The following is a 24,337-nucleotide window of genomic DNA, read 5'->3' on the forward strand; positions in this document are numbered from 1 at the left end:
AAAAAGCATTGCCTGTAGCAATTTTTGCGATTGGCAGTGCTGAGATTGTAAAGGTCGTTGGAGATATTAGGTTCTATGTAGAAAGGTTATTTCATTTACGTTGAAGAATTGATAATGGAGGTGAAAATCTTGGAAAAACATCAGCAACTCCTAGACGGGCTAAAGCAACTTTTAGCAGAAGAATCTCAAATAATCAATAGATTAGAAAATATTGAATATAAGCTATCAAGCATAGAAAGAAAACTAGGCGAGAATAATCAGCTTTTAAGAATGTTAATGCATAAATGTGATGAACTTGATGCGAAGTCTGATTGTCTATTGCAGACAACTGCAACTAGAGATTCAATAACAAACCTACATAACAAGTGCGATCTGTTAAAGCATACGTTATTTCAGTAAGAAAAAAATTCCAATATTGATCGAATTTATTGAAAAAAATATATATGGAATAATAAAAAGATTTATAGCAGATTAATCAATTTGTTACAGCATTTAAAGCAAGGCAAGTTGTACGGGAGGGCTCAGATCAATGATGATTTTTACCACTATTATATTAATACGGTTTCTTAGTTCTTAACAGAGGTGTCATATGGATTATAAGGAAGATTTAGCTGTGAGAGCTGCTGCTCGAAAAGCAGAGTCGGTACGTGGTGGGCATATACCTAACAAGGGTTTCCGCAAGAAACCACGCTCGGATGAAGAAACGCTTGCGCTTTGCCAGATGGTTGTCTTAAAACATGAAAGTCAAAAAATATATGGTACTATTACTAAAACCGCCAAGGGCGTTCATTGTCACTGGACATTTAACTATTTTGTCTAATCGTTATTTTTAGAGAGTAATAGGATGGAAATGGCCGAATGGATGATTTATCATGAACGTTTTGTTACATCGTGAGGGTTTCCGTGGACTATTATTCCAGTACTTTGTGAGAGAGCCCCCCTGCACAGGGTGGCTCTCTCACAAATATTCATGTGACAAGCTTACAGATGATTGTGATGACTGAATTGATCTCAAATTAGAACCAATTCAGTGAATTAACATAACTTTACCCCTGAAAGATTATTTTGCTGTTCTTCATCAATACAACATCCCTGCCCCCGTGTTTTTGTATTGAATCCCATAAATTCACAGATAATCTTCGAGCGAGAAAGATTATCATTCGCTGCTTTTAGAGCAGATGAGAAAGGACAGTATATTTTCATTTATTTCGTATATCTTATTAAAGGTGAATATTGGAATAAATAGAATATATTAATAATTATGTGTACATAGGGGGAACGGTATGCTGCAATTATTAGGAGCACTGGTCTTACTTGGGGTAATAATCAAATTAGGGTCATTTTTCTTATGGTTGGGCCTTTTTGGAATAGTAATCTGGGTATTAGTAAAAATCTTTTCTTCAAAGGACAAAGCTTCTGAAACGACGGACTCACCCAATCACAACACTGTTAATTCACATCAATACCCTTCTCAGCGCAATTACTCTCGTGGGGAAGGAACGCGGACCGATAGTGATAGCTTCTGGATTGGACAGGGGAGCACGATAAATGTCTGTGAGAATATGATATCTGGTGGGATGGTGTATGTAGGTAATGGATTGAGGGCGCCCGCCGGATATAACGTAGATTGTGCTCTTATAGACCCCCAATTGCCGATAAAAAAATATAATTGTGACTATCGCATTCGTAAAACGGATTATTGGCCCTCATATTCGGAAATTTCTCCGGAGGCAAGGGGGGCATATTTAAAATGGCTATCTTCAGGGAAAAACGACCCAGAAGCGGATATCGGATATGTATTTTTATATTTCTATGGATTAGAGAGACGGTTACTGCACGATATAGACCATAGCCCAGCCGCAAAGAATGAGATTCATGCGATCCAGGCGGAAATAGAGAGACTGCTCAGTATCTATGGCGGAAAGGGATCATTTAATACATACGCAAATTCTTTGCTCACTTATGTTAAAGCTGATGACTACGTGAAATCTACTGTTTATAAGCAAGCAGCACCTGCTGCAACCTATCATTCGGGGTATCCTCTAGAATTGAGAGTGGGGCTTGGACAGATTGCGAGGGATGGAGTGATTATCCCGCCTGACTGGGCGTTGGCTTGGTATTTATCAACACCTAACCCTCCAATGTTTACAAGAACTGCAGCTCAGCGTTGTAAAGATGAGTTTCAAATGATGTTTGCTGAAGAATATGAAAGAGCATTCAACGGTGGATTAAAATTGACATCCAACAAGACAAAACTGGCTCTTAGCCATCAGCCAGCAAGCAAATCATTGCTTAGTTCCAAAGCATATACAAAATCGTTAGACTTACCTGACGTTACCGTTTTAACGAGCTATATTAAGAAATTTGCTCCTTTAGTGCAAACCTGCCACGATAGGCTAGACAGTTACAGCCGTTTTCTTGGACGAAGCCCAGAGAAAGTAGGTACTCTTGATGCCTTGCTGGAGTTACCTGCCTCCCTTTGGCCTAATACGGTCAAGCAAGCAATAAACCAAGTTAAATTGGACATAGCCAAGAACCCGCGTCCAATTGAGATGAAACTATCTTCATTTTTAGCACAATTCCCTGAATGGAAAGATAGGTCTAAAAAACGCATGGGATTATTTCTGGATGCGCTTAGCCATCACTATAATTTAGGAATTGAACCAGATTGTAGATTTGGAGGGGCGCTGCCAGAGGCAGATTCAAAAGTGGTTATCTTTGATATAGGAAAGGATTCTCAGAACGCTGTTCTCGACCCGCACTATGCCGTCGCATCTTTGGCTATGCACTTATCTGTCTTAGTCTCACAAGTGGATGGGAAAGTTTCAGAAGAGGAGATCACTATGCTGGTAAACCAAGCCGATAAGTGGATGTATCTTAAACCAGCGGAGCAACAGCGCCTCAAGGCGCACATATTATGGTTGAGTACACAAAACTTAAATATGTCTGGTATGAAAAAACGTATTGAAAGCCTAGATGCAGCACAGAAAGAAATGATTGGTAACCTAATTATCCAAGTTTCCCAGGTAGATGGAAGCGTTCCGTTTGAGGAGATGAAGCTCATAGAACGTATCTATAAGCTATTAGGAATTGATTCAACTAATTTGTATAGCAAAATGCATCAGGCAGCAATTGAGCCTATTACCGTAGTGTCGCCCTCTTCTAATGGAGGAGGATTTGCCTTACCCACTCCGTCAGCTACAAGCCAGACTTCTATTGCTGGAACGATAAAACTTGATATGAGCAAGGTTGCAGCTTTACAGGCAGATTCCGAGAAGGTTACTTCAATTCTGAGCACAATTTTTAGCGAAGAAGGAGCCTGCCAAGATGCCTTGCTTCCAGAGCAATTATTGAATGACGAATCTCAACAAATGGGATCGACAATAGAATGCTTGTGGGGATTGTCACCTGCTTTATCCGAATTAGTACAAACACTTTTAGGGAAACAAACCTGGAATAAAGCAGAGTTAGATGAAATTGCTAACGATAGGGGACTTATGTTAGAAGGTGTACTTGAGCAAATCAACGAGGCTGCCTTTGATAAGTTTGATCAGCCTTTTGCCGAGGGCAACGACATAATTGAGATAAACCAAGAGATTGTGAAGGTGATGAAAGAGTGAGTATGATACGATCTAAAGAGCGCGATGCTGTCCTGCAGTCCCTTCGAGCCGGGGTAGTGCCTCGTGTCGGTCAGCATCTTATCCAGGTTGGTCGGGTACGTGAAATTGAGGCCATGCTGAAAGATATAGAGCGCGTAGCTGATGGCGGCACTATGTTCCGCTTAGTTATAGGTGAATACGGCTCGGGGAAAACTTTCTTCCTTAATCTTATCAGGGCAGTTTCTCTTGAGAAGAAACTGGTGACCGTACACGCTGACCTAAATCCTGATAGAAGACTACACTCGACTGGTGGGCAAGCCCGTTCATTATTCGCTGAATTGATGAAAAATCTCTCGACTAGAACAAAGCCAGATGGTGGTGCTTTAGCGGGAATCATCGAACGATTCATCTCTAATGCCCGTATGGAGGCTACTACAAAAGGTATAAGCCCCGAGCAAGTAATTCATGAAAAACTGGCTCATTTGTCAGAGATGGTGAACGGCTACGACTTTGCAACGGTAATAGCGGCTTATTGGAAGGGGTTCGAAAGTGGACAAGAACAGCTAAAAGTAGATGCAATCCGATGGCTTCGTGGTGAATTCACTACAAAAACCGATGCGAGAAAATCTCTTGGCGTTCGAACAATTATCGATGACGCTTCTGTCTACGACCAGTTAAAACTACTAAGCAAGTTTGTGAGACTCGCCGGGTACGCAGGAGTTGTAGTATGCCTAGATGAGATGGTAAATCTCTATAAACTTGCTAATACCCAGGCCCGTAATGCTAATTATGAACAGATACTTCGTATCTTAAATGATTCACTACAGGGTAACTCGGACGGGTTGGGATTCATATTTGGGGGCACTCCTGAGTTTTTAATGGATGTTCGCAGAGGTTTATATAGCTATACTGCATTACAATCGCGTTTAACTGAAAATGCTTTCGCGAAAAACGGTTTTATGGACTATAACCATCCTGTACTTAGGCTCTCAAGTCTAAGTCAGGAAGAATTTTTAGTGCTTCTTGGGAAACTGCGAAATGTCTTTGCGTTTGGTGATTCTAGCAAATACCTGATGCCGGACGAAGGATTAATTGCTTTTATGAATCACTGCAATAAACGTATTGGGGATTGCTATTTTAGGACTCCGCGTACAACAACTACAGCATTCATTAATCTATTATCAGTTCTTGAGCAAAACGCAGATGCAGATTGGCGGAACCTGCTAGGGGATTTAGATGTAGAAAAAGATATGGGTTTTCAAAATGAAGTATTTACTGATACCCCATCGCTCACTGATCCTATAGTTCATAAATCAACGGGAGTTGATGCTGATGAGTTCGCCAGTTTCAAGCTCTAGCCAAGCATCCTCAGCATTTAGTCTTCTTGATCCACGGATTCAACACTGGATTTGGGAATTAAGATGGACTGAGCTTAGGGATGTACAAGAATATGCAATACCGGCAATTCTAGAAGAACAAGATGTGATAATTGCAGCCGCCACAGCTTCTGGGAAAACTGAGGCGGCCTTTTTCCCAGTGTTAACCCGTTTACTTGGCATGCAAAATTCGCAAGCAACCGTGATCTATATTAGCCCTTTGAAGGCGCTTATTAATGACCAATGGGATCGTCTTGAACTCTTATGTGAGCAGCTAGAAATAATGGTTACTCCTTGGCACGGTGATATATCGTCTTCTAGGAAGAAAAGGTTTTTAAATAAGCCAGGAGGATGCGTACTCATTACTCCTGAATCGCTTGAAGCGTTGCTTATGAATTACGGGCACCAAGTTAATAGCATTTTCTCAGGGCTGATATATTGCGTTATCGATGAAGTCCACGCTTTTATGGGAACTGAAAGAGGTAAGCAACTTCAGAGTTTACTACACCGATTGGAAGTGGCAGTAAATAAGAAAATACCGCGTATTGGCCTCTCTGCTACCCTTGGCGATATGAAAATGGCTGCTAATTATTTGCGACCAGAAAACCCAGAAGGGGTTCGAATAATATGTAGTGGAAATAGCAGTCAAGAACTTAAGATCGCATTATATGGGTATAAGATTGGGAAACAAACTGATGCAGTTACTTTGACCGCAGGGGATATCGTTACTGATGATCAGTATGAGAAACAGATGCTTACATCTCATGATTGGGTAGCTAGGAAGTTATTCCCCTCATTACGAGGAAACAACAATCTTGTTTTTCCTAACTCACGCGCTAGTGTCGAGATATTTTCAGATAAATTAAGAAAAATGTGTGAGGACGCAGGAGTTCCAAACGAGTTCTGGCCTCATCATGGTAGCCTATCTAAAGAGATAAGAGAGGAAACTGAGCGGGCGCTAAAGGAAAAGGAGAACCCGGCTACAGGAATATGCACCAACACCTTGGAACTGGGGATAGATATTGGTTCTGTTAAAAGTGTGGCCCAAGTAGGTCCGCCTCCTTCGGTAGCAAGTTTAAGGCAGCGTATTGGTAGATCAGGTAGAAAAGAAGGAGAGCCTGCCATCTTACGGGCCTTTAGTATTGAAAATGAAATTGACCAGCAATCGAGACTGTCTGATCTGCTACGTGAACAGCTTGTACAAAGCATAGCCATGACTCAACTTCTTACAAAAGGATGGTGTGAACCAATACATGCAAAAGGTTTACACCTATCTACCTTGGTACAACAACTACTTTCAGTCATTGTACAATATGGAGGTTTAACCGCTGGACGTTCCTGGCAACTATTCTGTGAAAGCGGACCATTCTCGGGTCTTACTAAATCTGAATTTATTACTTTACTGCGAGGACTTGGAGAACAACAGGTCATTATCCAGGATCATACTGGGCTACTATTATTAGGAGCACTAGGCGAAAAGTTGGTAAACCATTATTCCTTTTATGCAACTTTCAAGAGTGACGAAGAATATAGATTAGTACATCAAGGGAAGCCACTGGGAACATTACCAATTAGCCGTGCTGTCACATTAGATAGCTACTTAATATTCGCTGGAAGGCGTTGGCGAGTAGAAGCTGTATATGAAGAACAAAAAGTTATCGTCGTATTACCGGATAAAGGTGGAAAAGCACCTGTATTCTTTGGTGGCGGATCGAGACTACACGATAAGGTTCGCGAAGAGATGCGGGAAGTCCTCGGATCGTTGGAGCCAATTCCATTTTTAGATACTGTTTCAGCAGACTTGCTGAGAGAAGCCCGTTTCCATTTCCGACAACTTATGTTGGAGTCTAAACCTATTATCAAAATGGGTAAAGATGTGCTGCTATTTACTTGGAAAGGTGACAATGTACAAGATACTTTAGCGCTTATATTTAAAGAGCGAGGACACCGTGCTACTAATGAAGGGCTCTATATTTCAGTTGAGGCCGATTCAGTCGAATTAATTTACGACTTATTGCTTGAGTTTTCCGAAGGAGTATTGCCGTCGGAAGAGCGCTTAGCGGACCTTGTTGAGAATAAACAGCAAGAAAAGTGGGACTGGTTACTGCCGGTAAGTCTTCTAGGAAGAAACTATGCGTCACTTTATTTGGAGTTGGAAAATGCGAGTAGAGCAGTGAAGGAATTGCGATCTCGTAGTGATTAGTTGATGATTCATCAGTTCAATTACTATAGTCCGCAAGGGAGCAAACACCCTAATAATCCTTTTCCCAAGGCGGCTCGGGGTTATGGAGGGACAAGGACTAGGGTGTAGCGATGACACCCGTTCTGTTAATAAACTAAAAAAACGCACAATTTTGGTGCGTTTTTGTCATTAATTTGATATGTTTACTAATTAACAGTAATTATACCATGCCTTTTAACCTTCTACTCAACCTGATAAACTCATATTTGTTTGTGATGACAGAATCTCTGGACGCAGGATAATGACAAAAAGACGTAACTTGAATGAAGATAGATTAGGCAAAGAGTGGCCTGAATTATAAGAAGATGCTAACTCATAGAACGGCCTATCAATTCACCTAATTGGCTTGCGGTGTTGTACAAGTCCTGAGAGGCGTGTAACATCGCGTCAGTCCCAGTAAATGTATCCTTAATGAGCTTAATCTTCTCACCAAAAGCTTTAAGAATGCTCTTCTTAGGCTGACCAGATGAGGCTTGATCTGCAATAGTCTCAGCTAGATCAATAGCTTCTTCTTTTAATTCTGCTGGTAATTGCGATGGCTTTAACAGTTCTACAAGCTTGACTGCTAGTTGTTTTATCTCTGCATTATTGTTAATGAGTGTAGCATTGACGGTGCCATTATCATTCGCAATGGCATATATTCCATAGTTAATAAAGGTTGTAGGTTCATCCTTTGGCTCAGATACAGGTTCGTGCTCTAAGGCTGAGGCTCCAATCAGACGTTCCGCCTGATGTAGAATATGGCTCAGCTCCTCCCACATTCTATTCTCCCACTCTGTTGCAAATTTTTGAAGACCATTGCGCTTATAATCCGATAAAACGTAATCCTTCCACAACTTCTCTTGTAAAAGAGTGCGCTGATTAGATATTAGCTGTTCAGTGTGATCTTTTACAGTAAAATTCTTCTGTTTAAGGGCATTCAGGTCTAGATCGAGGCGCGTTTGGGATAATTGCTTGGCAGTAGCAGCAACAGTCCGATGACGATGACCTAAGAACATAGAGCTATGTAAAGTACCACGGTTACCGTATTCATTTATTGCTTGCCCAATGTCTGAACGAAGTTGACGGATCGCATCTTCATAGACGTTATTGAATCTGAGGCCGGAAGCAGCAAGCCACTCTTTATGCATGAGTATCATCTCCTTAATGCTATTAAGAAGAATTATACCACAATTCAGTTAATTATTAGGTTTAGTGTACCGATAATTTTGCAAAGCCGTTATAAAGCACTTTATCAGATGTATGTGATAAGGGTAGGCAAATTACGGAGATGATGATAGTGAACAAAATCAAGGAAGGGTTCAAGATATCGTACAGCGATGTAAAATCTCAAGATCCAATAGATCCGCTGGCAATTACCTATTTAAAGTACCAATATGGATGACCATAACGGCAGCAGTAATTCTGATTATAATTTAGTGAGACTTGTGATATGGTAAAAGCAATCCATTTCAATTAAAAAAAGAAATGAATTTAACCGTATGAGGCTTCAATGCGAGCGCTTCATTAATATTGAGTTACTGAGCTAATGAGTTAAGGATTTCTGCCAATCTATCGGGTGCTCCGGTACGGTCCTTCATCTTAGGGAGAGTCTCATCTGTGTAGTGTGCTGGTCGGAGCAGCGGATAGCGGGATGCGACATAACCGTCGCGTATGTAATAGTTAGCGGTAACGAAAGAGCTTCCGTTTCGAAGAAGATAGTCGACTACTTTCATGAGTTTATGGGGATTCCGCGAGACCATCTTAAAATAGTCGGTAAAAATGGAAGTTTGGTCGATGCTCTATTCCTAAGTGCGTCGATAAGCATAGCATCAAACGAAGGAGAGATACCACTAGCAACGATACAATCTTTGCCAATATCAGGACCGGTATGCGGTAAGATATTCGGCGGCAATGTGATAACATCTAGCGTGGAGTTGTATTTCTCATAGTTTATTTCTTGGCTCGTACTCGTCGCCAAAGACTGGAAGGCACGATACGCGTATGGGTAATTTTTTTTAATTCATTCATTGAGTAATCTTTAGGTATGCGGTGACCGCTGGCGGCGCTAAAATCATTATCAGTGAAATAGTTTATGGCTTCCTCAGTAAAGACACGGATATCTGTATCCGGAATGATCTGGCTCTGACAGTTAAGTCCATACTTTCGAGCAAGATTATCACTTGATAAATCTTCTAAAAAGCTGTTACGGACGCAAAAGTTTACGAGGCAACGGATGGATACTGATGCAGTTAGCGGTTCGTAAAAAATTGCTTCTTCTAAACTGGGGAATAATATAGTGGCGCGGTTTAGTTCGTCTGACCAAATGGATGCTAGTGACGTTAGCCGCCACCAGATATCCTGTGTAACCTTGGTCATTACATGCTTGGGAAGTTTGTACCTCGCTAAGCGGCTTGTTAGAGGACCTGATATATAATGATCGATACTCATAAATCGAAGATCGCCTCCATTTAATATAGAATAAATTAATTATATGTATGAGAAACGTTAGAGAAAAATAAAGCTTTCAAATATACGTTATTTGTACCGATTAAATGAGGATTCGCGAAAAATATGGTAAATTCTTCCTTGAAATTACATTTATGAGTAAATTATCAAGAGTTTTATATGAATACAGAAGAGGAAATCTAGAAAATATGTGGAATTTTCTATCAAAAATTGAAGCACTACGCTCGACAAAAAATGCAAAGATTGAGTGCATCACAAACATTTTAATGCATTAGGGCAGCTATTGGATTTGAGGCAACAGACGACTTTAAAAAAATATTCTTACATATGTTATGCTATTCTTATCATTTTGCACTGCTTTGCTATTGCAGTTTAATGTCAGGATGATAAAATGGGAGATGTACACATTGTTCAACAACGCTATTCATATTGGGTCGTCAAACTTAGATGAATTTAAGGTTTCTTAGTAATAGTATGGAGGGATATCTGATGGAACAATTTGATAATGTATCCGTAGTAACAAAAGCTAATGTATATTTTGATGGCAAGGTGACCAGTCGTACTGTACTATTTGCTGACGGAAGCAAGAAAACGCTTGGAATCATGTTGCCCGGTGATTACGAATTTGGCACAGACAATGCCGAGACAATGGAGATTCTGGCAGGTGAGCTGGATGTGTTGCTGCCAGGGCAAAGCGAATGGTGCACTTATAAGGGTGGAGACAACTTCTGGGTTCCATCTAATTCTCGCTTTAGCCTTAAAGTACATATAGTAGCCGATTACTGTTGCTCATACGAAGATAAGTAGATGTACAAGTAGATGCATACTTATTGCTAATAAAACAAAAACGATTCTAGGAGATAGTCCTTTCACTTGGTGTGTTGGATCACAAAAAAAGGTGAAAGGACAATCAAATCGGTAGTATATAATTACTGCCGATCTTTCTTTTTTATCTATACCATAATATCTAAGACACCAGGTAATTTTCCTGGTGTCGTTCTTTATGTACATTTACTTAATGCAACCGTTCCTATATAGAAGGATATTGGAATATTTAACAGAAAACAACAATTAGTGATTAATGAGTAAAATAGATTGGACATTCCAATAAGCCGGAGAGTAGCATAACAGGCTTTATGCGGTATATGTGATTGAAATGAGGTTAAGATTTATGAAAGAGTCGACATTCCCCTTGTCTCATCAGTTAGCGATCTATCAGCGGTTAAAAGAAAAACAGTCGAAATTAGCGCAGATGTATCTTGGCGCAATTATGACGTTGCAACACCATGATAACCCAGAAAGATTGGCTCAAGTTGCGCATAGTCTGCGCGAGTTAATGGAAAAAGCATCTTCCTTTCTTGAGGTGGCAGTGGTCAAGCATGGCATAAAGGTAGCTGAAATAATAACGCCACTTTGCAGAAATTGGGCAAAAACTGCATATTCTAGTGCATGCTATAAAGACGGTAAGTGGAGCGGTACTATCGATAATAAACTTGGCGAGGCGCTGATTAAAGTAGACAATTTCACAATCAATTGGCTAGATGATAAAAAAAATAAAAAGGCTGATGAGATTGGTCCTTTGTTAACGAAACTGTGTGGTGTTGAATATCCATTGCCGCAGGTATTAAACGATATTAATTGGAAAGAATGGCATAACCTAAATATATATTTTCAAAACGTAGCTCATCATGGCCAAGTTAAAGAGGATGATTTTAATAAAAAGTTATATGAGTTGGAGCAATTCCTTCTCAATAGACTAGCTCCTTGCTCAGTTGAAGATTTTGCAATAATTGATAGTATTATTCAGGAGGGCGAGAAGGTTGGATAATGTACTGGTTGACAAAGCTATAGACCAAATTAGAAAAACACCAGAGCACCATCGATATTTTTTTGAAAAGCTAAGCTCTCCGGTTTGGATAGAACCGCTTCTTTCCAAGGGTTTTTTTAGAGATGCTCCAGATATAGAAAAAAAAGGTGAATATTTAGCATTCAGGTCGTGGCCGGAATCCAGATATTTGGCGCGTATGGCGAATCTTGATAGCGCGAGTGTTGCTAAGGCGCTATTAGAGATGAAAGATACGGACAATCCAAGAGTTCATGAAGATGTTCTTGATGCTATAATAAACCTTGACATTTTCCATGCTTTAGCTGTTATTAAAAGGGAATTAAAGTGGCTGAAAGAACAGGATCATTTTTATTTGAATATTCCGGTGAAGCTACAGGACGTAATATTAAGATTTATTCGAGATGGGAAAACAAAAAGGGCGATTGATATAGCTGGGATATTATGGTGTTTAAAAGAAGTCCCGGATTTGAACCCGAAAAAGGCGAAAGAATTGGGAGTAACTCCAACTCAACACGCCTCTCCTCAATACGGCGAATGGGAATATATTGAGGGAATAAAACGGCTGGTTCCCGAACTAATAAAGGTGGAGCCGTTAATGCTACTGGAATTATTAGTACATCTTCTGAATACAACTGTATTAGTCGAGGTCGGTCAATTGACAGACTTCTCCTATGATTATTCCCATTCCTGGAGGCCCGCTATCGAAGACCATGAACAAAATGGAAATTATCCGGATGCCAGAGCGACCCTGATCGAGGCACTTCGAGATACATGCTTTACTATTGCCCAAGAAGGCATCATGACAGTAGTTGATCTTATTACGTTTCTAGATGGATTTAATTGGCCCATTTTTAGGCGTATTTCATTATATCTTCTACAACACTTTGAATGCACACCTCAGGATCTTGAAAATAGACTTACAAATAATAATTATTTTTTTTCGATTGATATGCGATATGAATATTTTCATCTTTTGGCAAAAAAATTCAATCTCTTATCTTCGGCAAAACAAGAAATAATACTAGGATTGATCGACGAAGGGCCAGATGTTGAGAATATAAAACAATATTACAACGAAAGATCCAATCGTCAGCCAACCCTAGAGGAAGTTAATCTTCATATAGGGAGCTGGCAATTAGATAGACTCGAAGCAATCGCTGGATTTCTGCCAGTAGAATGGAAAGATAAATACCAGTTCTTGTCACACAAATATAGTAAGTCTGAGCACCCCGATTTTGTTTCATATCACAGTACAGCATGGAGAGGTCCAACGAGCCCTGTAACAGTAGAGGAAATAAGTGAGATGCCTGTGACTGAAATTGTAAACTTTTTGACGAGTTGGAAACCCAGCAATGAATGGCATAGTTCAACGCCTGAAGGTATAGCAAGGGTATTAGAGGTAGTGATAAGTAAAAATCCGGCAAAATTTAGTTCTGATTTAGATGGTTTTGAGCAAATCATCCCAACTTATGCCCGAGCAGTTATATCTGGTTTCAATTTGGCACAGCAAAGGGGCGAAGAACTTGCCTGGGGAGAAATAGTTTATTTTTGCGACTGGATCGTTAGTCAAAGGCGGGATGCTCTAACGGATATAAGCCAGTACATGCTTGATGCTGACCCTGATTGGGGATGGTCGCGTAAGTCCGTAGCGTTCTTAATAAAGGATGGTCTTTCAACAAATAGCATTTCATATGATCTTAGAAAACCAATATGGTCAATAATTGAGAAGTTATCTAGTGATCCAGAGCCTACGCCGGAGTATGAGCAACGATATAAAATGGGACCTGAATTATCAATAAATGTTGTCCGGGGAGTTGCTTTATATTCGGTGATAGCCTACGCTCGATGGGTTTGTGATAATGAAAAATTATTCCATGAGGATGGTAGAAAGATTAAGGGATTTGAATATTGCGCTGAAAGTAAAGCAGTTCTTGAAGAACATCTCAATTCCACAGTCGATTCTTGTTGCTGCATTCGATCAATTTACGGCCAAAAGTTCGTGAATCTACTTGAAATAGATTATGAATGGGTTAGAGATAATACTTCAAAAATATTTGCGATTGATAACCCAAAAACTCCTCTGTATAATGCAGCGTGTCAAGGGTATCTGAACTCTTGTAGTCCTGATTTAACGATGTACGAGATTCTTAAACCTTGTTACGAAAGCTGGATAAATATGCTTGACCTTGCAACGGAGGAAGATCTATCTAAAAATCTAAGTCGCCATCTAATAGAACTTTATGCGTTAGGTGCTTTTCCCTTAGCAGAAGAGAACAATCCTATAAGTCAGTTCTATAATTTATCATCGGATAGTATAAATGCTTTTATGATTTCACATATTGGTAGAATATTAAAGCATGAAGATAATATTAGAGATGAAGTAATACAAAGATTAAAAGAACATTGGGAGCAGAGACGTACTGATATTGGGAGCGAAGTAGAGAATCATAAAAATGAGTTGACAGCATTTAGTTGGTATGTTTTATCAAATAAGTTTCCGCCTGACTGGGTATTTTGCCAACTAAATGAATTGATCTCTAGAGGGGTTGTTATAGAACCTCTGTTCTCTTGTTTTGAATTTTTAGCAAGTGTAGCCGCAAAACATCCGATAGATACAATAAAATTCCTTAGAACCATATTAAATAGTCTTACAAATTCAGAAAAAATGTACATTAGCCTCGAAAATATTAATGCTATTCTTTTAGTGGCAAAAGAATATTCTACTGAGACTCAAGCTATAGCTCGTGAAGCCATTAATAGACTTGTTATTCTCGGTTTTCACCAATATCACGAAAGCTAGTAGGTAGTATAATAAAATTAAGCTCTATGCGGAATCTTACTATCTATACTAGATAGTGAAGACACCAGATAATGAAGTGCCTTTTTTTGATTACCAGCACGCAAGTGAACGGATTATTCTAGACGGCAGTGTTTTTTGTCAATTTACTAGCCCATGAATGACCTGATTTTTTGTCAATTGATAGGCAATAAATAGTTTTACAATATTTTGTCACGTAAAACCAGTAATTTTACTCTGAAGGCCTGTTATTACTGGGTAGGAGATCAATCGTGCTGCTCCACCACGCATAGGCATTCCGGGAAAAGCAGGTATGATTTTGGCACGGATGCTGCTGAAGTGATGGAAATTTTGGCTGGTGAAATGGAAGTATTATTGCCTGGTCAAACAGAGTGGCAGACCTACAGTGCTGGAGATTCTTTTAATGTTCCTGCTAATTCTCGTTTTAAGTTGCAGGTAAAAGCCGTAGCTGATTATTGCTGCTCATATGAAGTGCTTTAATCGACTCTAGATATACTTAGTAGGGCAAAGGGCAGGTTACGTGTACAGATGAGTTTATTTTTAAACTCATCTGTACACTTTTTTATTTAAGATCCTACATCTGCTAACTTAAAGAATTTAATCCCTATATTGTGGGTCTGTCGTTGATAGGAATATAGAGTATCGACAATTCTTGCTAACAATGTTTAATTCAAGTTATAGATTTCAAAAAAATGGACATTACCATTGAAGCCCGTATTATGGTATACTTGGTAAAAAAGATAAAGGAATGAATGGCAGTGAATATAGTTAAAATAATGTTATTAGTTGCAATGTATTGTATTGTGACTGTGACTGGATATGCTCAAGATGGAAAAATACAGCTTCTGTGGGAAAATGGGGTAGATGCTGTTACTTATGAATTAGAAATTGCTACGACACCGATTAAAAGTAAAAAAAGCGCTTCAAATGAACAGCTTATTTATCGAACAACAGGTCTTTCTACGGCAGGGGTGGAACTTCCTCTATCCTTGTTAGAGAATAAAAATCTTAAAAAAATATACTACCGGGCGCGCCCTTTAGATTTAGATAAAAATCCTGTCGGCGAATTCTCTGCGCCAGTCCCTTTATCAAAAGGCGTGATCAATCCTCAAAAGCCAACACCAACGGTTTTTCTGAAGAAAAATCATCTTGCACCCTTATATCCTGTATATGGATGGATACCTGTTTTGGAAGCAACGCGTTATGAAGTAGAAATTATGAGTCGTGCGCCAGAAAACCCTAATGGCGTACAAGCTTCTCGGTATCGCATACGTTCCTATATGGTTGAAGGCGGATTTGATTGTTATGATACTCATCCGTATGTAGAACCTGGTACTTATTATTGGCGAGTTCGAGCATTAGATGGGGATAATGAACCAATTGGAACCTATTCCGATGCTATCTCTTTTACTGTTAAAACAGGTAACTATAAGTGGGCAGTTTTTGGTGATAGTATCACTCATGGTGGTGGAGCCATTTCAAACCCGCCCTCGGATGAACGCTTTGAATATGTGTCTTACTTACCTTTTCCAGTAAAAAATTTGGGTAAGAGCGGAGATACAGCAGAAATGCTAGTGGAACGCTTTGATACGGAGGTCCTTCCGTTTAAACCCAAATATCTGTTTGTTCTGGGAGGAAGTAACAGCATTCGTGGTGGTGTATCAGGGGAAAGTGTTATTGAATCTTTACAGACCATCAAAGAAAAATGTGAAGACAACCAGATAACGCCGATCTTTTTGACATTACCTCCGATCAATCCAGAGAGAATACAGCGAGTATTTGGTCAACCCACCGCTGAGAATTGGCAGGTTGAATTAGAGAAAGTGAATAATTTTATTCGTAATCAACCCAACGCGATTGAAACTTATTCATTACTAGTCGATCAAAATGGAATTCTTCCTGTGGAATATGCTGAAGATGGACTTCATCCTGATATCTCAGGGAAGAAAATTATGGCAGGTTCTATCAATGCCTTTTTGAAAAATCATCGTTTAAAATAAGAGCAGAGAGAAGTCATGAAAAATAGCCCTACAACCTTTATGAAAAAAGGTTTGTAGGGCTATTTTTCAATGTTTTTCTTTTGGCATCATAAATGAGTAGATCAATACTTGGATAAACTATTCATGGGATGAAAGGAGGCACAGTAGTGAAAATTTTAGTTGTAGAAGATGATCAGATGTTACGAGAGGCTGTTGTGGCTGTATTACGGGAAGGTGATTATTTAATTGAGGATACTGGTACTGGTGATGAAGGATTATATTTGGCAGAGCAAGGTATCCATGATTTATTGATCTTAGATATTATGCTGCCAGAGGTGAATGGTCTAGACATTGTCAGACGTGTGCGGGCACAAGGAAATTTTGTACCTATTTTACTTTTGACCGCCAAAGATAGTATTGAAGATAAAGTCATAGGATTTAACAGTGGAGCAGATGATTATTTGGTGAAACCTTTCGCTGTAGCAGAACTATTGGTAAGAGTTAAAGCCTTACTTAGACGTACAGGAATAGGTGGTAAAGAAGGGGAACATTGTTATGGTGATGTGTCTGTTCATCCTAAGCTAAAAGATGGTTTTGTCGGAGATCATCCCTTGCAGTTGACAAGTAAAGAGTATGAACTCTTGGAATATCTAATTCTTAATCAGGAACGAATTTTGAGCAGAGAGCAGGTTTTTGATCGTATATGGGGCTTAGAATCGGAGACTGGAATCGGCATTGTTGATTTATATATTCATTATTTGCGCAAAAAAATGTCTCCTTATGGGCGTGACCACTTCATTCAGACTGTGCGTGGGGCTGGTTTTATGCTCAAGGACAAGTAGCATGTTCAAAAAAACATTACGGCGATTAACGATCATTAATTCCATGGTGTTCTTATTCATTTTTATTGCTTTTGGTGTGATGCTGTATACCTATGTCGCTCGCCAACTATTTGATGATATTGATCGAGCGATGGAGCACAAAGTAGAGGCTTTTCATATTAATAATGGTCGTCCTACTAGCGGGCTCATTCCGCCTGTCTTTTTTGATCCGCGTATTTTGATTTTGTTACGGGATACAGAAGGAAGGATGGTTAATCTTTATCCTTTTCCGATCGAAGGCATTAGTGAGATTATCGCATTTTTTGAGAAGAGCCAAATCAGCCAGTGGCAGACACGGAGAATTGAAAATCATGTTTATCGTATACTGAGTTTACCTTATCAATATAGTGACAATATTTTGCAACGAGGAAATTCTCAACCGAGTCAGATTGAAGAGATCATTGCTGTTAGTATTGTTGATTCTGAAGTAGCCATCTTGAGACGTTTTATGATTATTATTCTCATAGGGCAGGCGGTAGGGATGATGGTCATTATTCCTGCAGGTTATTACCTAGCCCAACGTGCTCTGGTACCAATCAGGGAAGCGTGGGAAAAGCAGCAACAGTTTGTAGCGGATGCTTCCCATGAATTACGCACTCCATTGGCGGTAATCAAAAGTAATGCAGAATTATTATTACGTCATCCCCAGCATACAGTTGAGGAAGAAACGATTCGCATTACTAATGTGGTCAGAGAAACCATACGAATGAGTAAATTGGTTTCAACCCTCTTTACTTTAGCGAGGGCAGATGCCAATCAAATTGAAATACAAGTAGAACCTCTAATGCTCAGTGAAGTGATTATCCATGTTGCCCAGCAGTTTGAACCCCTAGCAGAGATGAAAAATATTAGATTACAGCTTGATTTGCAAGAGGAGATTGAATTAATAGGTGATAAGGAACGATTACATCAATTATTCGTTATCTTATTGGATAATTCTCTGAAATATACTGGAAGCGGTGGTTCTATCTCCTTACTTTGTTACAAGAAATCGAATATGGCTTTTATTGAGGTGAGTGATACAGGATGCGGCATTGAAGCAACCGATTTACCGAAGATCTTTGATCGCTTTTTTCGTGGTGACAAAGTCCGTTCCCGAGAGGCTGGTGGGGCAGGTCTTGGTCTGGCAATCGCATATTGGATTGTTGCAAAACATCGAGGAAAAATCTGGGTGGATAGTCAGGTAAGCGTTGGTACCCAATTTCACATTACTCTGCCTTGTCCTCCCCTAACACATGGGTAATAAACTGTTGTGCTTTTCGACCTGAACGACCAGCGTGAGAGCGTTCCCACTTTAAAGATTCTGAGCGCAATAGATCCAAGGGCATTGTAATATTATTTTTTCTTGCTAATTCTTCTACAATGCGTAGGTATTCATCTTGGGTGGGGGAGAAGAAGCTTACTGTAATTCCAAAACGATCAGAAAGAGAAAGCTTTTCATTGACCGTATCAAAATGTTGAATATCGTTACTTTTTTCAGTGCGATCATTCCAACTTTCTCGGATTAAGTGCATTCGATTCGAAGTAGCATAAATGAGAACATTGCTTGGTTTAGATTCAATGCCACCCTCCATAACAGATTTCAAATGTTTATATTCAATTTCAAATTCTTCAAAAGAAAGATCATCTAAGAAAATAATGAATTTTTTACCTAATTTTCCTAACTGTTTTAAAATCCCATGTAGATCGGGAAGATCATGTTTCGCTACTTCTACAAGGCGCAGGCCATGAGAAGAATAATGATTGACAAGTGCTTTTACGGAAGAGGATTTGCCAGTGCCGCGATCCCCTGTCAATAATACATTGCAAGCCGGTTTGCCAGTGATAAAGGCCTCGGTATTTTGGACTAAGACCTTTTTTTGCCGGTCATACCCAATTAAATCATTCAATTGAATTGGATCACAGTGGACAATCCCTTCGAGTCCTTTATCTCGATTCCAGCGAAAGGCCGTGTGATTTACAAGTTCTCCATAGCCATAGCTCACATAATGCTGAAGGAGTTTATCCAAGATTTTTTCTTGTGAGTCGCTTTTGGATTCATCGAGGAAGTAAGGGGTCAATTCCTCCAAATACTGTTTTCTTGTATTGTTTGTAGGCAAGTAATGATTGATGAGCAGATCTTGGGTATCGAAGAAACTAAGATCCTGATTAATAAAATTTTTTAAGATAGCAAGATCGTGTAATGCAGCAAGGCGGAGACTTTTGCCAATGTATCCGCCTGTTTGTTCTGCCATGACACTCAATGTATTTTCATCCAAGGATATTAAATAAACAAGATAAGATTTTAGAACATTGTCAGTTAATCCTAATTGCTCAGATTTTTGTATTAATTTATAAAATAAGTCAAAAGGTAGATTTTCTTTTGTAGTCGCCAAAAAAGCACAAGTCTTTTGAATAAGTTCATCTTCTATAATATTTCGATAGATTAACAATTGATCTAAGTTTGAAGTCATTTTTGTCATCACTATTCACCACTTTATTATATTTTTAACGATAGATTCAATTATAGTTTCATTAAATCCATAAGTAAAGTGATGTTTATATCTACCTTATGAAGCACCTGCAAAGGTGCCTTTTATTTTTCATTAAAAATCTAAAGGAAATCAAAAAATGGGACTGTAGAATGAAATAAACCATATAGTATATGTGCCTTAGCCTATTACTTATAGTAAAAATGTGAGGAGGACAAAATGAATGTCAAGAAAAAAATGTCGTCGATTGCCCTTAGTATCTGCCTTAGCAACAGGTCTATTCCTTTTGAATACAAGCATATCAATGGCTGAGATTCCAGAATTGTCCTTAGATGATAGTATTGCGATGGCTCTGAAAAATAATCCATCCATTCAAATGGCCATTGCTGATAAAGAAAAGGCTGCTTGGGGTATCAAGGAAAATGAAGCGGGTAAACTGCCAACCTTATCTTTGATGAGTGGCTATAATCGATCTCCAGGTTCATCTTCGCCAACTGATAGCTTCAACAACTCATTAAAGTTGAACTGGTCTTTATATACTGGTGGCCGTGTTGAAGGACAGATCAATCAAGCAAAACTCAATGCTGATGTAGCTAGTTTAGGTGTAACCAAAGCGCAAGAACAATTAAAGTTAGATACTACGACTGCATATTACAATGTATTACAAGGTCATAATGTGGTAAAAGTCAATCAAGAAACAGTGGATAATTTGACGCAGCATTTGAAGAATGTTAAGGCTCAATACCAAGTAGGAACAATTGCTAAGTCCGATCTATTACGGTCAGAAGTAGAATTAGCGAATGCTGAGCAAAATTTGACTAAAGCGCAGAATAACTATGATGTCGCTGTTGCCAGTTTTAATAATATGACAGGTATGCCTATGGATAGTCAAAATATCATGAAAGATGATTTAACGTATGTGAAATATGATATGTCATTGGAAGATAGCATTAAAATGGCTCAGGAAAAACGCCCAGAAATTGCACAATCTAAAGATAATCTTGCTATTGCTACGACAGGCATAAAAATTGCTGATAGCGGACGATTGCCGACGGTGGCTGTTAGCGCTAATGATGGCTTAAGTGGTTCAGATTTTCCAGGACAAAATAATAATTGGTCAATAGGCGTTTCTGCAAGTTGGAATATTTTTGATGCTGGAGTTACAAATTCCAAAGTGAAGGAAGCCAAAGCCAATGAAGATAAAGTCAAGGCAGGAGATCAACAAATTCGTCAAGGCATTGAACTAGAAGTTCGCCAAGCTTATTTGAGTATGAAAGAAGCTGAAGCGCGAATTGAGACATCTAAAGTGGCAGTCAGTAAAGCTGCAGAAGATTTAAAAGCTTCTCAAGCAAAATATTATGCTGGTGTAGGTACAAACATTGATGTAATTGATGCACAAATGGCTCTTACCCAAGCAAATACCAACGCGACGCAAGCGTCTTATGACTATAATGTGAATAAAGCAAAATTAGAAAAAGCTGCTGGTTTGGGAGTGAAATGATAGGGGGGAATTCCATGCTGCTTATGTGGAAAAAAGTTTTACAGTACAAAAAATGGTTGATTGTGACAGTGGTTATCATCGTAGCAGTTGCAGGTGGGATTTATCTATATAAAGGTAAACCGACACAAGTTACACTGGGCCCAACGATAAAAGTAGAGAGAGGCGATATTTTTTCCATGGTTTCAGCGACAGGTACCATATCACCTGTTAATATCGTTGATGTAAGTTCTAAGATTTCGGGTTTGATTGAAGAAGTGAAGGTTCATGAAAATGATTTGGTTACAGCAGGGCAAGTTTTGCTAGTGCTTGATGATACTCATTTGCAAGCATTAGTTGATCAGGCTAAGGCTCGTCTCAATAATGCATCTAGTAGCTATGAACGAAATCAACAGTTACATGATATTGGGGCGGTATCTGATCAGCAGCTAGATGCTAGTCGTACGGATTATAGCGTAGCTAAAGCCACTTATGATGATGCCATATCTCAGTTAAATGAAACCGTAATCCGTGCTCCGATCAATGGACAAGTCATCGGAAAACCTATACCAGCCGGTCAGGCGGTAGCACCTGGTGTATCCACACCCATGGTATTATTAACAGTCGCTGATATGTCAAAAATGCAAATTCAAACACAAGTCGATGAATCAGATATTGGAAAAATACAAACAGGCCAAAAGGTTACTTTTACAGTCGATGCCTATCCAGGGAAAACTTTCAGTGGAGTTGTGTCGAATGTTTCTCAGAAAGCAAATGTCCAATCCAATGTGGTTTACTATAGTGTACTCGTTGATGTAGATGCTGCGGATAATTTGTTAAAACCAACAATGACAGCGCGAGTTTCAATTAGTGTGGCTGAAAGTAAAAATTCCTTAGTTGTACCATTAGCTGCTGTTAAAACGAATAATGGCCAGCAATATGTGATGGTGGTTCAAAATGGAAAAACAAAAAATACACCTGTTACAACTGGAATCGTTGGTGATGATAAAATTGAGATTCTAAGCGGAGTGACGGACACGGATGAAATTTTGGCGTCCCAGGTTAAAGTGCAAACAGCAAGTAGTGGGCAAAGTGGCAACAAGGGTGGTCCTATGATTCCTGGTATGGGTCGTTAGAGGAGGGCGTTTATTATGTCAATTTTACTTTCTAATGTGACTAAGGTGTATCATTTAGGTGGAGAACAAGTTAATGCACTAGCTGGTCTCACATTAAACATTAGCCCTGGTGAATTTACAGCAATTATGGGGCCCTCTGGATCAGGAAAATCCACCTTGATGAATATACTTGGTTGTTTGGATCGACCGACAAGTGGTTCTTATATGCTAGATAACCAAGAAGTAGCGACGCTTAATGATGATGAACTAGCAGTGACTCGTAATCAAAAAATAGGTTTTGTTTTTCAAAGTTTTAATCTGCTGCCACGAATGTCGACATTACAGAACGTAGCACTTCCCATGGTGTATGCTGGGGTGGAGAAAAAAGAACGTATGGAGCGAGCAGCCCAGGTATTGACAATGGTAGGATTGGCAGAACGAATGAATCATAGGCCCAATGAACTTTCTGGTGGTCAGCGCCAGCGTGTAGCGATTGCTCGCTCATTGGTTAATGATCCGACTATTATTATGGCTGATGAACCAACAGGTAATCTGGACACTAAGTCAGGTGATGAAGTAATGGCTATTTTTTCTCAGCTTAATACTGAGGGCCGGACGATTATCCTAGTAACTCATGAACCAGAGATTGCAGAGTATGCTAAACGGGTTGTCCATGTTCGGGATGGACTTATTGAGCGGGATGATTGGAAAGTGAGGTGAGTCTATGTTTGGCGAGAGCATTATCATTGCCTTAGATGGACTTAGGGCCAATAAACTCAGGGCGATGCTTACCATGTTAGGGATTATTATTGGTGTTGGTGCAGTGATCGCCATGGTATCCATCGGTATGGGAGTTCGTGACAAAGTAGAAAGTTCAATTGCGGGTCTTGGTAGTAATTTACTTGTCGTTACCCCTGGTGCTCCTTCGGTAGGAGGGGCGAGGCAAGCTGCTGGATCTGGAATTACATTGAATGAAAAAGATGCAGTTGCCATTGCACGTGAAATATCTGGTATCAATTTAGTGGCACCGGCAGTAAGCCGTCAATATCAAGTGGTCTTCGGTAACCAGAATTGGACAACTAGTATACAAGGCACAACTCCTGAAATTCTAGGGATACGTAGCTTTACGATACAAGAAGGTGCTTTTTTTACCAATCAAGATATCGAAACACGGGCAAGGGTAGCAGTTATTGGAAAAACAGTAGTGGATAATCTATTTGGTGGTGTAGCACCCATTGGGCAAACCATTCGAATTAATAAATCACCCTTTCGCGTCGTTGGCGTATTAGAGGGGAAGGGACAATCAGCTGGTGGTGGAGATCAGGACGATACGGTGATCATACCTTTAACTACAGCACAGGAAAGGTTGATGGGGATTACCTATGTTCAAAATATTAATGTTCAGGCTACAGGCACTGATGTGATTAATCAGGCTCAGGAAGATATTACAGCTTTGCTACGAAGCCGTCATAAATTAGCATCGACTACACCAGATGATTTTACTGTACGCAACATGGTAGCAGTCATGGCAACTGCTGATGCGACAACAGGGATGATTACTTTGTTACTCGGCATTGTTGCTGGTCTATCTCTTTTGGTAGGCGGTATTGGGATCATGAATATTATGCTGGTATCTGTTACGGAGCGAACTAGGGAAATTGGCATACGCAAAGCCTTAGGAGCCAGGCACTACAATATTTTGTTACAATTTTTGATTGAAGCAGTCGTGATTAGTGTAGCGGGGGGCTTGCTAGGGATTGCGTTAGGAGTCGGTTCATCCTACGCAATTTCAGCCATTGCAGGCTGGAAGACAATCATTTCGTCTCTTGCCATTACAGCAGCCTTTGGTTTTTCTGTCATGATTGGCTTATTTTTTGGAATCTATCCTGCACGCAAGGCCGCATTATTAGATCCTATTGATGCATTGAGGTATGAATAAGGAGGTGATATAGCATGTCTGGACATTTGTTATCGAATATGTTCTATATCCTATTACTTGCAGGGTTTCTATTTTACTCATATCGTATTGATAAAATGCTAAATGAATAAATCATCGTCCTTGGCAATTGTCATTTAGTGTTATTA

General features: G+C 39.5%; 19 protein-coding genes. 16 read left to right on the plus strand and 3 right to left on the minus strand.

Annotated features, from left to right (window positions below; translation table 11 throughout):
• The first annotated feature begins 129 nt into the window (after positions 1-129).
• The 5 genes from ACAN52_RS10000 (at position 130) to ACAN52_RS10020 (ending at position 7,178) form a co-directional block, all read left to right on the plus strand.
• Positions 130-399 carry a hypothetical protein gene (locus ACAN52_RS10000; RefSeq protein ID WP_378954583.1) on the plus strand — a complete coding sequence of 90 codons (270 nt, stop codon included), beginning with the start codon at positions 130-132 and terminating at the stop codon, positions 397-399.
• 190 nt (positions 400-589) lie between these two features.
• The gene (locus tag ACAN52_RS10005) at positions 590-820 is read left to right on the plus strand and encodes a hypothetical protein (RefSeq protein ID WP_378954584.1); all 231 of its coding nucleotides are present in this window, start codon (positions 590-592) and stop codon (positions 818-820) included.
• A gap of 463 nt (positions 821-1,283) precedes the next feature.
• Positions 1,284-3,620 (plus strand): TerB N-terminal domain-containing protein, encoded by a 2,337-nt coding sequence (locus tag ACAN52_RS10010; protein WP_378954585.1) that lies wholly within the window; start codon positions 1,284-1,286, stop codon positions 3,618-3,620.
• 2 nt (positions 3,621-3,622) lie between these two features.
• On the plus strand, positions 3,623-4,957 hold the full coding sequence (locus tag ACAN52_RS10015) for an ATP-binding protein (protein ID WP_378954732.1): 1,335 nt from the start codon (positions 3,623-3,625) through the stop codon (positions 4,955-4,957).
• Positions 4,932-7,178, plus strand: coding sequence for a DEAD/DEAH box helicase (locus ACAN52_RS10020; RefSeq protein WP_378954586.1), 2,247 nt, complete (start codon positions 4,932-4,934; stop codon positions 7,176-7,178). The genes ACAN52_RS10015 and ACAN52_RS10020 overlap by 26 nt, the downstream gene beginning before the upstream one ends.
• A gap of 347 nt (positions 7,179-7,525) precedes the next feature.
• Here ACAN52_RS10020 and ACAN52_RS10025 read toward each other — a convergent pair whose 3' ends face one another.
• Together ACAN52_RS10025 and ACAN52_RS10030 are read right to left on the minus strand one after the other, a co-directional pair.
• Complete coding sequence (locus ACAN52_RS10025; protein ID WP_378954587.1) at positions 7,526-8,347, minus strand: hypothetical protein; 822 nt, start codon at positions 8,345-8,347, stop codon at positions 7,526-7,528.
• A gap of 802 nt (positions 8,348-9,149) precedes the next feature.
• The gene (locus ACAN52_RS10030; RefSeq protein WP_378954588.1) at positions 9,150-9,647 is read right to left on the minus strand and encodes a hypothetical protein; all 498 of its coding nucleotides are present in this window, start codon (positions 9,645-9,647) and stop codon (positions 9,150-9,152) included.
• Positions 9,648-10,154: 507 nt separating this feature from the next.
• On the opposite strand from ACAN52_RS10030, the gene ACAN52_RS10035 reads away from it, so the two are divergent.
• The 7 genes from ACAN52_RS10035 (at position 10,155) to ACAN52_RS10065 (ending at position 18,432) form a co-directional block, all read left to right on the plus strand.
• A complete protein-coding gene (locus ACAN52_RS10035; protein WP_378954589.1) occupies positions 10,155-10,472 on the plus strand; it encodes a pyrimidine/purine nucleoside phosphorylase in 318 nt (105 codons plus the stop codon).
• 364 nt (positions 10,473-10,836) lie between these two features.
• Complete coding sequence (locus ACAN52_RS10040) at positions 10,837-11,493, plus strand: hypothetical protein (RefSeq protein ID WP_378954591.1); 657 nt, start codon at positions 10,837-10,839, stop codon at positions 11,491-11,493.
• A complete protein-coding gene (locus ACAN52_RS10045) occupies positions 11,486-14,311 on the plus strand; it encodes a hypothetical protein (protein WP_378954592.1) in 2,826 nt (941 codons plus the stop codon). Before ACAN52_RS10040 ends, ACAN52_RS10045 begins: the two co-directional genes overlap by 8 nt.
• A 207-nt stretch (positions 14,312-14,518) precedes the next feature.
• On the plus strand, positions 14,519-14,809 hold the full coding sequence (locus ACAN52_RS10050; protein ID WP_378954593.1) for a pyrimidine/purine nucleoside phosphorylase: 291 nt from the start codon (positions 14,519-14,521) through the stop codon (positions 14,807-14,809).
• Positions 14,810-15,087: 278 nt separating this feature from the next.
• The gene (locus ACAN52_RS10055) at positions 15,088-16,329 is read left to right on the plus strand and encodes a GDSL-type esterase/lipase family protein (RefSeq protein WP_378954595.1); all 1,242 of its coding nucleotides are present in this window, start codon (positions 15,088-15,090) and stop codon (positions 16,327-16,329) included.
• 146 nt (positions 16,330-16,475) lie between these two features.
• Positions 16,476-17,150 (plus strand): response regulator transcription factor, encoded by a 675-nt coding sequence (locus ACAN52_RS10060; RefSeq protein WP_378954597.1) that lies wholly within the window; start codon positions 16,476-16,478, stop codon positions 17,148-17,150.
• A 1-nt stretch (position 17,151) separates the two neighbouring features.
• Complete coding sequence (locus ACAN52_RS10065; RefSeq protein WP_378954598.1) at positions 17,152-18,432, plus strand: sensor histidine kinase; 1,281 nt, start codon at positions 17,152-17,154, stop codon at positions 18,430-18,432.
• On the opposite strand, the gene ACAN52_RS10070 is transcribed toward ACAN52_RS10065, so the two are convergent.
• Complete coding sequence (locus tag ACAN52_RS10070) at positions 18,398-19,651, minus strand: ATP-binding protein (protein ID WP_378954599.1); 1,254 nt, start codon at positions 19,649-19,651, stop codon at positions 18,398-18,400. The genes ACAN52_RS10065 and ACAN52_RS10070 overlap by 35 nt on opposite strands.
• Before the next feature lie 232 nt (positions 19,652-19,883).
• Between ACAN52_RS10070 and ACAN52_RS10075 the strand changes: the two genes are divergently transcribed.
• Genes ACAN52_RS10075 through ACAN52_RS10090 form a run of 4 tightly spaced genes read left to right on the plus strand, consistent with a single transcriptional unit; the run spans position 19,884 to position 24,191 of the window.
• Positions 19,884-21,161 (plus strand): TolC family protein, encoded by a 1,278-nt coding sequence (locus ACAN52_RS10075; protein ID WP_378954600.1) that lies wholly within the window; start codon positions 19,884-19,886, stop codon positions 21,159-21,161.
• Between the two features lie 14 nt (positions 21,162-21,175).
• Positions 21,176-22,273: an efflux RND transporter periplasmic adaptor subunit gene (locus ACAN52_RS10080; protein WP_378954602.1), complete on the plus strand. Its 1,098-nt coding sequence runs from the start codon at positions 21,176-21,178 to the stop codon at positions 22,271-22,273.
• A 15-nt stretch (positions 22,274-22,288) separates the two neighbouring features.
• Positions 22,289-22,972: an ABC transporter ATP-binding protein gene (locus ACAN52_RS10085; RefSeq protein WP_378954604.1), complete on the plus strand. Its 684-nt coding sequence runs from the start codon at positions 22,289-22,291 to the stop codon at positions 22,970-22,972.
• 4 nt (positions 22,973-22,976) lie between these two features.
• On the plus strand, positions 22,977-24,191 hold the full coding sequence (locus ACAN52_RS10090) for an ABC transporter permease (RefSeq protein WP_378954606.1): 1,215 nt from the start codon (positions 22,977-22,979) through the stop codon (positions 24,189-24,191).
• The last annotated feature ends 146 nt before the right edge of the window (positions 24,192-24,337 follow it).

This window comes from Pelosinus sp. sgz500959 (genome assembly GCF_042610375.1).
In the GTDB taxonomy this organism is placed as follows: Bacteria; Bacillota; Negativicutes; order DSM-13327; family DSM-13327; genus CTSoil-075.